The sequence below is a fragment of the Bradyrhizobium sp. AZCC 1610 genome (genome assembly GCF_036924515.1).
GTDB lineage: Bacteria > Pseudomonadota > Alphaproteobacteria > Rhizobiales > Xanthobacteraceae > Bradyrhizobium.
Map to the genome: position 1 here is coordinate 5,867,080 of NZ_JAZHRR010000001.1, position 13,749 is coordinate 5,880,828.

General features: G+C 61.7%; 12 protein-coding genes. 5 read left to right on the forward strand and 7 right to left on the reverse strand.

Annotation, left to right across the window (positions count from 1 at the left end; all coding sequences use genetic code 11):
* Nucleotides 1–7 precede the first annotated feature (7 nt).
* The gene (locus V1279_RS28875) at nt 8–250 is read left to right on the forward strand and encodes a hypothetical protein (RefSeq protein WP_334442943.1); all 243 of its coding nucleotides are present in this window, start codon (nt 8–10) and stop codon (nt 248–250) included.
* Nucleotides 251–456: 206 nt separating this feature from the next.
* Here the strand turns inward: V1279_RS28875 and V1279_RS28880 are convergent, their stop codons facing one another.
* Both V1279_RS28880 and V1279_RS28885 read right to left on the reverse strand, forming a co-directional pair.
* Nucleotides 457–1,155, reverse strand: coding sequence for a TOPRIM nucleotidyl transferase/hydrolase domain-containing protein (locus tag V1279_RS28880; RefSeq protein ID WP_334442946.1), 699 nt, complete (start codon nt 1,153–1,155; stop codon nt 457–459).
* Between the two features lie 190 nt (nt 1,156–1,345).
* Nucleotides 1,346–1,771, reverse strand: coding sequence for a hypothetical protein (locus V1279_RS28885; protein ID WP_334442949.1), 426 nt, complete (start codon nt 1,769–1,771; stop codon nt 1,346–1,348).
* 1,462 nt (nt 1,772–3,233) lie between these two features.
* Between V1279_RS28885 and V1279_RS28890 the strand changes: the two genes are divergently transcribed.
* The 3 genes from V1279_RS28890 to V1279_RS28900 all read left to right on the forward strand — a co-directional run bounded on the left by V1279_RS28890 (nt 3,234) and on the right by V1279_RS28900 (nt 6,779).
* Nucleotides 3,234–4,619, forward strand: coding sequence for an ABC transporter substrate-binding protein (locus tag V1279_RS28890; protein WP_334442951.1), 1,386 nt, complete (start codon nt 3,234–3,236; stop codon nt 4,617–4,619).
* A 439-nt stretch (nt 4,620–5,058) separates the two neighbouring features.
* A complete protein-coding gene (locus tag V1279_RS28895; protein ID WP_334442953.1) occupies nt 5,059–5,931 on the forward strand; it encodes a carbohydrate ABC transporter permease in 873 nt (290 codons plus the stop codon).
* Nucleotides 5,928–6,779 (forward strand): carbohydrate ABC transporter permease, encoded by an 852-nt coding sequence (locus V1279_RS28900; RefSeq protein ID WP_334442955.1) that lies wholly within the window; start codon nt 5,928–5,930, stop codon nt 6,777–6,779. The genes V1279_RS28895 and V1279_RS28900 overlap by 4 nt, the downstream gene beginning before the upstream one ends.
* A 4-nt stretch (nt 6,780–6,783) precedes the next feature.
* Here V1279_RS28900 and V1279_RS28905 read toward each other — a convergent pair whose 3' ends face one another.
* The 3 genes from V1279_RS28905 to V1279_RS28915 are packed head-to-tail and all read right to left on the reverse strand — an operon-like array spanning nt 6,784 to nt 9,688.
* The gene (locus V1279_RS28905; RefSeq protein ID WP_334442957.1) at nt 6,784–7,599 is read right to left on the reverse strand and encodes an ABC transporter permease; all 816 of its coding nucleotides are present in this window, start codon (nt 7,597–7,599) and stop codon (nt 6,784–6,786) included.
* Nucleotides 7,599–8,513 carry an ABC transporter permease gene (locus tag V1279_RS28910; protein ID WP_334442960.1) on the reverse strand — a complete coding sequence of 305 codons (915 nt, stop codon included), beginning with the start codon at nt 8,511–8,513 and terminating at the stop codon, nt 7,599–7,601. The genes V1279_RS28905 and V1279_RS28910 overlap by 1 nt, the downstream gene beginning before the upstream one ends.
* Nucleotides 8,510–9,688: an ABC transporter ATP-binding protein gene (locus V1279_RS28915; protein ID WP_442894833.1), complete on the reverse strand. Its 1,179-nt coding sequence runs from the start codon at nt 9,686–9,688 to the stop codon at nt 8,510–8,512. The genes V1279_RS28910 and V1279_RS28915 overlap by 4 nt, the downstream gene beginning before the upstream one ends.
* Before the next feature lie 150 nt (nt 9,689–9,838).
* On the opposite strand from V1279_RS28915, the gene V1279_RS28920 reads away from it, so the two are divergent.
* Nucleotides 9,839–11,152 carry a tetratricopeptide repeat protein gene (locus tag V1279_RS28920; protein ID WP_334442963.1) on the forward strand — a complete coding sequence of 438 codons (1,314 nt, stop codon included), beginning with the start codon at nt 9,839–9,841 and terminating at the stop codon, nt 11,150–11,152.
* Between the two features lie 37 nt (nt 11,153–11,189).
* Here V1279_RS28920 and V1279_RS28925 read toward each other — a convergent pair whose 3' ends face one another.
* Both V1279_RS28925 and V1279_RS28930 read right to left on the reverse strand, forming a co-directional pair.
* The gene (locus tag V1279_RS28925) at nt 11,190–12,224 is read right to left on the reverse strand and encodes an adenylate/guanylate cyclase domain-containing protein (RefSeq protein ID WP_334442967.1); all 1,035 of its coding nucleotides are present in this window, start codon (nt 12,222–12,224) and stop codon (nt 11,190–11,192) included.
* Nucleotides 12,221–13,690 carry a glycerol-3-phosphate dehydrogenase gene (locus tag V1279_RS28930; RefSeq protein ID WP_334446613.1) on the reverse strand — a complete coding sequence of 490 codons (1,470 nt, stop codon included), beginning with the start codon at nt 13,688–13,690 and terminating at the stop codon, nt 12,221–12,223. Before V1279_RS28930 ends, V1279_RS28925 begins: the two co-directional genes overlap by 4 nt.
* Nucleotides 13,691–13,749: the final 59 nt, after the last annotated feature.

The following is a 13,749-nucleotide window of genomic DNA, read 5'->3' on the forward strand; positions in this document are numbered from 1 at the left end:
GAGCGAAATGAGCGAAGTGCAAAATCTTGCGGATGCAGAAAGGCAGGGACTGAAAATCTTCGAGCGGGAAGAATCATTTTCAGAATTTGTCGAGAAGTTTGATTTGGATCGAGGCAATCCTCCGGATTGCGTCGGAAAGCAGCCGGGCGATGTTTGCTTTAGAGGTAACTGCGAGGGCGGAGAACGATTGGTGATGTTTTGCGATCGAAGCAAAGGTTGCGGAGGAAAGTATACTTTTGAGCCCTGTTGAGTAGCTTTCCGATTATTGAACAAGTACCCGCTGCCAAGCGCGATGCAGGCCAACCCGAAATCTAGTGACAGCAAGCGTCGCCCGCATGAGCACAGCGATATCCGGGAATCTATTCTATGATCCCGCATATCGCTGTGCTCATGCGGCCTACTTGCTAAGATACCGTGTGGCGGGATTCCGCCTTCGACTCAATCTGCCCCACGGCCCTACCAGCCAGATAGAAGGGATCGCGCAAAAGAACGAGCCAAGGTAAGCTCCGCGTCATTTGCGAGATCACCCTCCAGCACGCTTACCGTCCATGCAGGCCCATGATTGCCAATACTTGGACAAAAGCCTTCAAGCTCGCCAACCTCAACTAAGTAAATTCCTAAGTGACGTAAATTTTCTGCCAGTCTTTCGTACGCGACTGTTTGTTGCCCTCGCGGAACAAACGATTTGCCGTTCTTCTTAGCTTCTGACCACGCAGACGCACTGCGAAGAATGTCTCTGATCTCTTTTGCAGACTGTGCAGGAAGGGTCTCTTGCTTTACTGCCTCCAGAACAATGTTGATCCTCTCCCGCACCTCGCTCGTCTGAAGCGCCGGTCGCTTGCTTTCGATGGCGGTCTTCACAGTTCGCCAGTCGCGATCAAATTCGGACCAGTTTCCTCCGAGCGCCTCGATCGTCCCTTTCAATGCCGTTTCCTCGCTCAGCACATCGAAATCAAAAACGGCTCGAACAGGCACATTGATGGCATGGAGGGCGCGCACAATAGCGGGAACGCGGGCCTTGCCCCCACCATGGACAAGATGAAGATCTGGAGATCTTTCTTCTCCCGCAACCGCATTCATCATTGCGCCATAAAATCGACAGTCGCTGTCGCTCTCGCAGACGATCACACCTTGATGAAAAAGTCCGTCGAACACGCCGGAATAACGCAGCAGTGGGTCCCGCCAGGCATCACGAACAAGCGTTGGATTCAGTTCGGAAACCGATGCTCCTTTTCCAGAGCGTTGGATTCGTATGACCCGAACCGGGGAGTTCGGGTCATCGAGAAGACCCTTCAGGATGTCGCTACTGTGCGTCGCGATAATGAGCTGACGGGGGTGCGAAGTCTCAGTTGCCAGTACGCGACCCAGAAGTGTTGCTTGAGGCGGTCAGAAAGGCCTCCGGCTCATCTATCAATGTGATCTCGCGGTCGAGTATCAGCGTATGCAATAGCAGGCCAACGAACGCCTTGATGCCGTCGCCTTGGTTATAAACATGATCCAACTCGTGTACGGCCTGCCGAAACTCCCTCGACAGTCTGTCCTTTCCGGCTGGAAGCTCAGGTCTTTTACCGATGTGTAAATGTATATGAGAGCCCGCTCCGCGATTGACCACGAGCTCCTCTCCGAATGCCTGCCAGACTAACTTGCTAATCCGGAGTTCAATATCATCGTCCTCGAAAAGGTAATGGAGAGGATGTGTCGGCCCCGCCGAAGCCGAATCAATCGAACCCGCGCTTTGTGTTAACGACCTGGTGCTGATAAACGCGACCATGCGGAAGGTCGAGCGGTGGGTTATCCGAGCTAATCGATCGCACCCTCTCGGGCGTCTTGGAAGCCGCAAACTGCACCACATGCTCAGTGGTCGAATCGGTTTCGACCTCGACACTCTCGACTACCAGTCGTCTCGGTGTACTTGCGGGGCCGTTTGTCAGTAAGCCTTGGAGTTCACGCAGGAAGAGACTCTTTCCAGCGTTATTCGGTCCAACGATCACGACGACTTCATGAAGGCTTAGATCAAGTTTCAGTCCGGTCTTGAACTCAATCGAGCGCAGCCATGCGCGTGGCCTCGAATTTTCGTATCCTCTTCGGAGCTGCACGTTAACTGGCATTCAAGTGATTTCTGGATGCGCCAAGGGACACCTACACAACGCCGTAAAGCCGAAAGAAAATCAACAACAACATATGCTTTTGCTGCTTGAAGACTTGCGCGCCACAGCGAATTTCCCCGATCCACCCGTCCAGCAAGCGTAGAAGCCAGGATGAGCGCAGCGACATCCGGCGCCTTCGCTATCCGCTTCCCGCATATCGCTGCGCTCATGCGGGCTACTTGCAGCGCTTTCGACCACAGGCCCGCTGCGCCAAAACACTAATTTCCTCAACCAAATCAATCTGATTTCACCCATCCAGTCCCCTCCCTCAAAAATATTCCCCTTCCCGTTTCCCCCAAATCACCCGCATAACTCGCCCACCTCATCCCTTGAACGAGGGGCGTATCGCGATCGTCACGAAACGTTGGGATGGGATGCGGTGGATGCGGCAGCGTTGGGCGCGCAGGCATGTTCGCAGGGCGGTTTTCCGTGAGCGATCGACAGCGTGTAGACGAACGGCGCTTGAACGCCTCCGCCAAAACTTCGGCCGGTCGCAAATGGCTGGTCGGATGGTTTGGTGAAGGAAGCTGCGTACGGCAAAAGCGTGTGGTTCTGGCACCCGTGGCTGGTGTCAAATCGGCGGAGGTTTTTCGCGAGCCCAACCGGGTCTCGCAAAACCGTCAATTCGCCGATGACGGAGGCAAGAGGAATTCGTCTCCGGGAAGAGCGCGCCATAAGCCGTCAAACCATTGCGCAGGGAAGGCCGGATGCTCTCCGCTGGACCTGTATGCTCGTGTGCGCACTTCCTTGTGCACATTGCACACGAGACCGCGGGTGCAGCGCGCACCCGGTCTTCCCTGCGCCCTCTATTGGGCGAGAGCTTCGGTCAAGCCTCGGGCGCTTCGCGCCGCGAGATCGCGGGTTCGCGCCATGCGGTCCTCCCCTCGCTTCCGGTATCCGACGGCGCAAATGATTGAACCAAAAATGATTGAACCAAAACGCCGGGGTGCATTCGGTGGTTTGCCGCATTTGCGCCCGGAATGTCCCCCTACAGAAGTTGGCCTTGCCCCATCTGGATCGCGCCGCGCGCATGGGCTAGGCTTTTATCCAACCGGTTAACAAGCCGGGGTTTTGAGGGAGAACAACGTGATATCCAAGAAATTAGGTGGGCTTTCACTCGCGGTCGCAGCCGTCGGGCTGTTTTACGCCACGGCACCCGCGCTCGCCCAGCAAAAAACCATCACCGTCTGGTTCGGCAAGGGCTTTTACAAATCCGAGGACGATGCGCTGCTCGAGGCGATCAAGAAATTCGAGGCCAAGACCGGCATCAAGGTCGAACTGTCGCAATACGCCATCCAGGACATGATCCCGAAGACGGTGGCGGCGCTGGATTCCGGCACCGTGCCCGATGTCGCCTATTCCGACAGCTATGACGTGCAGGCGCAGGGCAAATGGGCGTTCGAGGGCAAGCTCGAGGATCTCGGCGACATCCTGACGCCGATGAAGTCCGCGTTCGCGCCGAACACGCTGGAAACCGCGCTGCTCTATAACGACGTCGCCAAGAAGAAGGCCTATTACGGCTTCCCGCTGAAGCAGCAGAGCATGCACGTCCAGATCTGGCAGGACATGCTGGAGCAGGCCGGCTTCAAGCAGAGCGACATCCCGACCAAGTGGGAAGATTACTGGTCGTTCTGGTGCAACAAGGTGCAGCCGGCGGCGCGCAAGGCCACCGGCCAGCGCGTCTACGCCGTCGGCCAGCCGATGGGCGTGGAATCCACCGACTCGTTCCAGTCGTTCTACACCTTCATGGACGCCTACAACGTCAAGCTGGTCGATGACGACGGCAAGCTCACGGTCGACGATCCCAAGGTGCGCGAAAACCTGATCAAGGCGATGAAGGATTACACCGACACCTACATCAAGGGCTGCACGCCGCCCTCCTCCACCACCTGGAAGGATCCGGACAACAACGTAGCTTTCCACAACAAGACGATCGTGATGACGCACAACTTCACGATCTCGATCGCGGCGAAATGGCTCGACGACGCCAACAACCCGGCGCTGACGCCGGAACAGCGCGCGCTCGGCAAGAAGAACTACGACGAGACCATTATCACCGCGTCGTTCCCCAACAAGCCGGACGGCACGCCGATCAAGTACCGCTCGGACGTCAAGACCGGGTTGATGTTCACGGTCGCCAAGAACAAGGCCGAGGGCAAGGAGTTCATCAAGTTCCTGCTGCAGGAGGAGAACGTGCGGCCCTATATCGAAGGCGCGCTCGGCCGCTGGTTCCCGGTGACGACGGCCAGCCAGCAGAGCCCGTTCTGGCAGGCTGACCGCCATCGCAAGGCGGTGTACAATCAGTTCACCGGCGGCACCACGCCGTTCGACTTCACCAAGAACTGGAAGTTCACGATTTTGAACAACGAGAACGTCTGGGCCAAGGCGATGAACCGCGTGGTGAGCGAGAAGGTGCCGGTCGAAAAGGCCGTCGACGAACTGATCGCCCGCATCAAGCAGGTCGCGGGTTGATTTAGACGATGCTGGCCGCCGCGGAAGTATGTCCGTCGTCCCTGCGAACGCAGGGACCCATACGCCGCGGCGGCCGTTTTGAAAAATGCCGGTCGACGACCTTGCGCAACAACAACGGCCTGTGGCTATGGGTCCCTGCGCCCGTGCGCAATTGCGCACTAGGCAGGGACGACGGCGTAGCCGCAGCTGGCATCTCGTTCCAAGAGTAGACGTATGGCAATCACGCTTTCGGGCTCCGATACTGCAACAGCATTCTCGCTGTCGTCCCTGCGAAAGCAGGGACCCATACGCCGCGGCAGTCGTTTTGAAAAATGCTGGTCGACGACCTTGCGCAACAACAACGACCTGTGGTTATGGGTCCCTGCGCCCGTGCGCAATTGCGCACTAGGCAGGGACGACGGCGTAGCCGCGGCCGGCATCTCGTTTCAAGAGTAAACGTATGGCAATCACGCTTTCGGGCGATCACGCGATAGCAAGCCCGCCTCTGTCAGCCCGGCTGACCACGCCGCAAGTCTGGGGCATCGTGCTACTCGCGCCCTACATCCTCGTGTTTCTGGCCTTCGTCGTCTATCCCGTCGGCTACGGGCTGTGGCTGGCGCGGCATCCGGCGAGCTATGTCGCGCTCTGGCACGACCCGATCTTCGCGCGCGCCGCCGTCAACACGCTGATCTTCCTGCTGGTCGGCATCAACATCAAGATGGCGATCGCGCTGTTTTTGTCCGGCTTTTTCGCGCAGCAGCGCACCTGGATCAAATGGCTGTCGGTGCTGTTCATCCTGCCCTGGGCGGTGCCGTCGATCCCGACCATTCTCTCCGTGCGCTTCATGTTCAATCCGGAATGGGGCGTGATCAATCAGCTGATCTTCAAGTTCACCGGCGAGGACGGCCCGAACTGGCTGAACGACCCGACGGTGGCGCTTAGCATGGCGATCGGCGTGCACATCTGGAAATCGCTGCCGTTCTGGACACTGATCCTGATGACCGGGCGGCTTGCGATCTCGCATGACCTCTATGAGGCGGCCGAAGTCGACGGCGCGAGCTGGTCGCAGAAATTCCGCTACATCACCTGGCCGTCGATGCAGACGCTCTACATCACCTGCACGCTGCTCTCGATGATCTGGACGCTCGGCGACTTCAACAGCGTCTATCTGCTCACCGGCGGCGGCCCCGCCGACCTCACCCACGTGCTGGCCACATTGGGCATCCGCTATCTCCGGCTCGACCAGCTCTCGCTCGCGATGGCCTCCATCGTCTGCGCTCTGCCGTTCGTGCTGCCGCTGGTCTATTTCATGATGAAACGGTTGTCGCGATGAAGCTGCCAACACTCCGCGAAATCGGCACCGAAGCAAAACTGCTCTTGATCGGCATCCCCGTGTTCATCTGGACCATGGTGCCGATCTACCACATGTTCCTGTTCGCGATCTCGCCGAAGGAGGACGCGTTCGCGGGAAAACTCTGGCCCACGCATCCGACGCTGAATAATTTCAGCATCGTATTCCACCAGCAGCATTACTTCCTGCGCGATTTCTGGATCCAGTTCCTCAATTCGGTGGTGATCGCGCTTTCCGCTGGCGCGCTGACCTTGATGATCGCGACCGCGGCCGCGTTCTCGATTTCGCGGCTGCGCGTCCCCGGCGGGCGCTGGGTGATGAACCTCGCATTGTTCACCTACTTCATCCCTGCGGCGTTCCTCGCCGTGCCGATGTACCGCACCATGGGCAATTACGGCCTCCTCAACAATCACTGGTCGCTGATTCTCGCGATGGTGACGATCGCCTCGCCTTACGCGATCTGGGTGCTGAAGCAGGCTTCCGACAAGCTGCCGGTCGAACTCGACGAAGCCGCCACCATGGACGGCGCCACCACGCTGCAATTGTTCCGGCTGGTCTATGTGCCCTTGATGATGCCGTCACTGGTGGCGATCGGCACCTACGCGATCCTGCTCGCCTGGAACGAATATCTCTACGCCTTCCTGCTGCTCTCCAAGGACACCGAGATCACGCTCCCCGTCGCGCTCGGCAACTTCCTGGCCGCGGACGACTCGCCGTGGGAATTGCTGATGACCACCGGCTTCATCTACGCGCTGCCGCCGGCCGCGATCTATTACGTGTTCAAGCGCTATATGGTGGGTGGACTGACCGCGGGCGCCGTGAAGTCGTGACGGGCTAGAGCGGCGCCGCGCTCTCGGCCTTCGAGCTCGACAGTTTCGAGGCGAGCGAAGCGATCACGATGACCACCGCGATCAGCACAATCACCATGGTGCAGATCGCGTTGATCTCGGGCTTCACGCCCAGCCGCACCTCGGAATAGATCCGGATCGGCAGCGTCGACGAACCGGGTCCGGTCGTGAAGCTTGCGATCACGACATCGTCGAGCGAGAGCGTGAAGGCCAGCATCCAGCCGGCGGCAATCGCCGGAATGATCAGCGGCAAGGTCACCGAGAGAAAGGCCTGCACCGGATCGCAGCCGAGATCCATCGCGGCCTCTTCCAGGCTGCGGTCGAGCGAGGCGAGCCGCGACTGCACCACCACGGTAACGAAGCACATGGTCAACGTGGTGTGGGCGATCGTCACGGTCCAGAAGCCGCGCTCGGCGTTCAGCGCCACGAACAGCAAGAGCAGGGAAAGCCCCGAGATCACCTCCGGCATCACCAGCGGCGCATAGAGCATGCCTGACAACAGCGACCGGCCCCTGAAGCGCTCACCGCGGACCAACCCGACTGCCGCCAGCGTGCCGAGCAGCGTTGCGATCGTGGCCGATACCGCAGCGACGCGCAGGCTCATCCATGCCGCATCCAGCATCGCGCGATCGTTGAAGAACTCGTAATACCAGCGTAGCGACCAGCCGCCCCACACCGTGACGAGCCGCGAGGCGTTGAAGGAATAGATGACGAGGATTACGATCGGAAGATACAGAAACGCCATCCCCAGCGCCAGCGCGGTGATGTTGAACGGCGACAGCCTGTTGACCTTGCCGGCCATCAGCCCGCACCTCCGAGCTGACGGCGCTGCAGCCGGTCGTAGAGCAACAGCGGCGGCACCAGCAGCATCAGCAACGCGACGGCGGCGGCAGCGGCGACCGGCCAGTCCTTGTTGGTAAAGAATTCCAGCCACAGCGTCTGGCCGATCATCATCGAGCCGGAGCCGGCCAGGAGATCCGGGATGACGAACTCGCCGACGATCGGGATGAAGCATAGCAGCGCGCCGGCGCCCACGCCCGGCAGGGACAGCGGAAACGTCACCAGCCAGAACGCTCTCCCCGGCGACGCACCGAGGTCGCTTGCAGCTTCCAGCAGCGAGGGATCCATCCTGGCCAGCGTCGCATAGAGCGGCAGGATCATGAACGGCAGATAGGAATAAACAATGCCGATATACATCGCGGTGTCGGTCGAGAGCCACACCACCGGCGACGAGACCAGATGCAGCGCGAGCAGCACCTTGTTGAGCAGGCCGTCATGCTGCAAAATATTGATCCAGGCATAGATGCGGATCAGAAACGAGGTCCAGAACGGCACGATCACCAGCATCATCGCAATCGCCTGCCAGCGTTGCGGCAGCCGCGCCATGCCATAGGCGATGGGGTAGCCGATCAGCAGCAGGATCAATGTCGAGGTCACCGCGACGACGAGGCTACGCAAATAAGAGCTGATGTAGAGATTGTCCGAGACCAGCAGCCTGAAATTGTCCAGCGAGAGCTGCGCGAAGGCCGCCTTGATCGCCGCCCACCCTTCCGCGAAATCGAACACCGGCACGTATGGCGGCTGCGCGATCGCGGTCTGCGACAGGCTGATCTTCAACACGAAGCCGAACGGCACCAGGAAGAACAGCACCATCCAAACATAGGGCGCGATGGCGGCATAGCGCGCCGGCTGCGCGAAAATGCGGCGCGCGCTCATTGCTCCAGCACCACGGCATCATCAGGCGTGAACCACGCCACCACGCGCTGGCCCGCGCCAAGGGTATCGATATCGAGCCGCGCGGTATTGGCCATCGACGAACGCACCACCGCGCCGGAATCGAGCTTGACCTTGTAGACGGTCGAGCCGCCGAGATAGCCGACATCGGTTACGACGCCTTCGAGCCGATTGATCGACTGCGAATTGACCGCATCCGACGCCAGGCCGCGGCGCGACAGTTTTACCTTCTCAGGGCGGATCGCGACCGTGACGACGGGCTTGGTGACGGGCTGGCGCGGCTGCGCGACCACGATGACGCCGCCGTCGCGGGTCGCAACCGTCAGGCGATGATGCTCGTGCGACGTGACCTCGCCGTCGAACAGGTTGACGTCGCCGACGAACTCGGCGACCCAGCGCGAGGCGGGCGCCTCGTAAAGGTCGCGCGGGGTCGCCACCTGTTGGAGCCGGCCGGCATCCATCACGCCGATTCTGTTGGCCATCGTCATCGCCTCTTCCTGGTCGTGGGTGACGATGATGAAGGTCATGCCGAGCCGGCGCTGCAGCTCCATCAATTCCAATTGCGTGCTCTCGCGCAGCTTCTTGTCGAGCGCGGCCAGGGGCTCGTCGAGCAACAGAACTTTGGGCCGCCGTGCCAGTGAGCGCGCCAGTGCCACGCGCTGCCGCTGGCCGCCGGAAAGCTGATCCGGTTTGCGCTTCTCCATGCCATCAAGCTTGACCAGCGCGACCATCTCGGCGACGCGGGTGTCGATGGCGGCGCGCGGCATCCCGGCGCGCTTTAGTCCGAACGCGATATTGTCCCGCACCGAAAGATGCGGGAACAGCGCGTAGTTCTGGAACATCATGTTGACGGGCCGCTCGTGCGGCAGCACCGGCGCGATATCGCGGCCGCCAAGCAGGATGCGGCCCTCGTCGGCCGCCTCGAAGCCGGCAAGCATCCGCAGCAGCGTGGTCTTGCCGCAGCCACTCGGGCCCAATAGCGCAAAGAACTCACCCGCCCGGATGTCGAGCGAGAGCCGGTCCACCGCGCGAAAACTGCCGAACTTCCTGGAGACCCCCTCGATCCGGAGCAGCGGCATGTTACCGGCCGCCGCCTCGGCGGGTGCCGCCGATACGTCGATATTCGGCCTGCCGATATCCGGCGATTCCTCAGTCATGTGATCTGCCAGCCCCGTCGTGACCGCACGCTAGCGGCGGATCGGCATCCGCTCAACCGGCTGGTGACGGGCAGCCACAATATTGTGGATGCCGCGCGCATCGTCTCTGCTAGGCTTGGCCCTCCCCCTCGCTGCCCAAGGACAAGAACAATGAACCGGGACAGATACGATCTTCCGCTGACCACCGCCTCGGACCGCGCCGCGGCGCATTACCGCGACGGCGTCGACTGCATGCTATCGGCCTGGCACGGCGCCGAGGATGCTTTCGACAAGGCGATCGCGGAGGATCCCGGCTTTGCGCTGGCGCATATCAGCCGCGCGCGGCTGCATCAGCTCAACATGGAGGGCGGCGAGGCGCGCGCCATGGCGGCACAGGCCCGTGAACTGGCCGCCGGCGCGACGCCGCGTGAGAAAAGCCATGTCGAAATCATGGCCGCCGTGATCGAGAGCAAGCCGAAAGTCGCCGTGACCGGCGCCGAGGCGCATCTCGAAGAATATCCGCGCGACGCGCAGGTGCTGTCGATCCTGCTCGGCGCGTTCGGCCTCTACGCGTTCTCGGGCCGCCCCGACCACGATGCCGCCAAGCTCGCGATCTGCGAACGCCACGCACGGCATTATGGCGAGGACTGGTGGTTCGTCAGTTACCTCGGCTGGTCGCATACCGAGGCGGGTAATCTCCCCACCGGCCGGACATTGTCCGAACGCGCGATGGCGCTGCGTTCCGAAAACGCCAACGCCGCGCATGGCCTCTCGCATGCGATGTTCGAGCAAGGCGACATCGCCGTGGGCCGCAAGTTTCTCGCGCAATGGATGCCCTCGCATGATCGCAAGAGCTTCCTGCATGGGCATCTTGCCTGGCACGTCGCGCTGACCAACCTTGACGAAGGCGATCTTGATGGTGCACTTGCGATCTACGAACAACATATCAAGCCCGCAGGCCGGCCCTATCCTCCGCTGAACATCTTCACCGACGGCGCCTCGCTGTTGTGGCGGTTGTCACTGGCCGGCCAAACCGGACTGGAGCCGCATTGGCGGGACGTTGCGGCCTATGGCGAGAAATATTTTCCGCAAGCCGGGGCGCACTTCGCCGACGTGCATTTTGCACTGGCCGCGGCAATGACAGGCGGCGATGCGCTGGACACGCGGCTGGCGCAACTGGAAGCGCGCGCGGCCGACGGCAAGCTGGCGCCGGGCAGTTGCGCGATCGACCTCTGTCGCGGCATCCGGGCGTTTGCCGCAGGCGACAATGACGGTGCGGTCCGCCTGCTCGAACCTGCGATTTCCGAACTGGCGCGGATCGGCGGCAGCCACGCCCAGCGCCAGTTATGGGAAGACACGCTGATCGTCGCCCATATGCGCGCCGGTCACGGCGACAGGGCCGCCCGACGCATCTCGGCGCGGCTCGACCGCAGGCCTTCGGCGCGTGACGAGGCCTGGTCGCGGCAGGCGCAGCGAAAAAACTGAAAGCAGCCCGGAAGAAGCAGCCGAAGCCTTCGTGAGATCAGATACGGCGCTCGACAGCGAATACGTCTATGGCCGCGGCCCGGCCCCGCAGGCGAACCTCCCCGAGCGCTTCGACGGCGAAGGACGGCTTGAGCTTCATGAGGCGCAACAGGTCGGCAGACACCAGCAAATTCCGGCCGACCTCCTTGCAGTGCTCCTGCAGCCGCGCCGTCACGTTCACGGTATCGCCGAAATAGGCCAACTGCCGGCGTGAGCTGCCGCACTCGCTGATCACCATCTGACCGGCATGCAGGCCAGCCCGGAAGCTCGGCACCATGCCGAACTCCTGGCGGTAAGAGTCCGCTCGTTCCGCGATGCTGTCGGCAATCGCGAAGAAGCAGTCGATGCAGCGTCCGCCCGAGATCCTGTCGTCGAGCGGCCACGTCACGATGACCTCATCGCCGACATAGGCGTGAACCTCGCCGCCATGCGCGACGATCGCGCCGTCGATGTCGAAGAAGAACCGGGTGAGCAGGCCCTGCACGCGCAATTCTCCCATCGACTCGGCGAGCGAGGTCGAGCCTGCCAGGTCGAGGAACATCAGCACGCGCGCCTCCCGCACCGGGCTTCGGTAGCGCCCGAGCGCTACATTGAAGAGCACGCGGCTGCCAACCAGCCGTGTCAGTTCGAAGGTTGACAGGACGAGCAGGGACGCGAAGAAGCTAAACGCAACAATCACGGGAAACTGTTCGATCAGCCATTTCGTCTCGATCCATTCCCAGTACAGCGTCACCTGCAAGACGAGCGCCGCACTCGCGACGACGATGGCCATGGTCGCGGAGCGCAGCGCCAGGTCCATCAGCAACGGCCATTTGCTGACCCACGCACTACGTCGCGACGTGAAGTAGAGATGAACGCCCCAGGCAGCCAGCGTTATGCCCATCCCGTGCAAGCTGCTCCGGAGATAGTACGGCAGCGTCGCTTCGATCGGATCGTTCATGAAATAGCGATAGGCTATTCCTCCGAGCAAGCCGATAATGGCCAGGAGAACAGTCGGCCTGATCACGCGCCGCATGCCGGATTCATTGCTCACCTTGACGCCACCATGAACGCCACCAGCGCCTCGCGATCCACCGGCGGCATGGTGAGGCCGAGCTTGGTGCGCCGCCACAGGATGTCGTCCGGAAATCGCGCCCATTCCTTTTGCATGAGATAGCGCACTTCGGCGCCCGTCAACTCCGGCCCAAAGGCCGGGCCGAGGTCGCCGCGCGCTTTGGCGTCGCCAAAGATCGCCTTGACGTTCGAGCCATAGGCCGCGACCAGACGTTTCGCTTCTTCCTCGCCGAGAAACCGCCAGCGTTCGCGTACTTCGTCGACCTCGTTATCGAAGCGGTCCCACGCAAAATCGCCGCCGGGCAGCGGCGCCTTCGCGGTCCAGCGCGCCGACATCGGATAGAACGGCGTCAGCTTGGAGACCGCCCGTTCCGCGCGCAGCCGCGAGGTGGTGACGTCGCCGCCGAAAATCGTGAGCAGCGGCGCTTTGCCGCGTCCATAGTCGAGCGTCATCGCCCTGTCGCGCGGCGAAAGCCTGCTTGCGGGCTTCATCACCATGTTGGCGCCGGAAAGCGTGCGCACCACGTCGACCGTCTCGATCCGCTCGCGGAAATAGCGGTTCGCCGCATCGCAGAGATAGGCGACGTCGTTCGCCGCCATCGCAACGATGGCGGGATCGCCCTTGAAGGCGTGGCTGGCGGTGCCGATCAGGGTAAAATCGCGCTCATAGGGACTTGCGAAAATCAGCCGTCCGTCGCTGTTCTGAAACACATAGATGTTGTCACTGTCGAACAGGCGGCGAACGACGATCTGGTCCATCTGTATGGCGGCAAGCTTTGGCGGCGGCACGCGCAACACCGTCTCGGCAACGGACGACGTCCAGGCGCCGGTAGCATTGGCGACCGCCCGTGCCGTGATCACCTGGCGAAAGCCGCGATCTTTCGTCACCAGCCGCCACTCCCTGCCGCGTTCGGCCCGGGTGCAGCGTGCGCCGGTGCGAATCACCGCGCCGCGCGCCGCAGCATCGACGGCGGTGAGGATCACCAGCCGGGTATCGTCCACGACGCAGTCGGAGTACTCAAAGGCGGTGCCGAACGGCCGCTTCAACGCGTTGCCGACGGGATGATGGGTGACGTCGACGGTGGCCGAGGCCGGCAGACCGCTGCGCGAGGCCAGCCGGTCGTAGAGCAAGAGCCATGACCGCAACTGCCAGGCCGGGCGCTCGTCCGAATGCGCGGGGATGGCAAAGCGCATCGGGCGCACCAGATGCGGCGCGATCCTGAGCCAGACGTCGCGCTCGGCAAGCGCCGAACGAACGCGAAGGAAATGCCGGCGCTCAAGCCCAGCCAGATCGCCGTGGATCAGCCGCGGCGAGGCCGAGGAGGCGCCCCCGCCGAGATCGCCCTGCTCCAGCAGAATGACACGCAGGCCGCGTCCGGCGGCGTCGCGCGCGATGCTGACGCCGTTCAATCCGCCGCCAATGATCGCGAGATCGTAGTCCGCCATACGCAAGGGTGACTTGTAGAGAAGCTGACTTCACTACACTAGGTCATGATGGCCAAAAG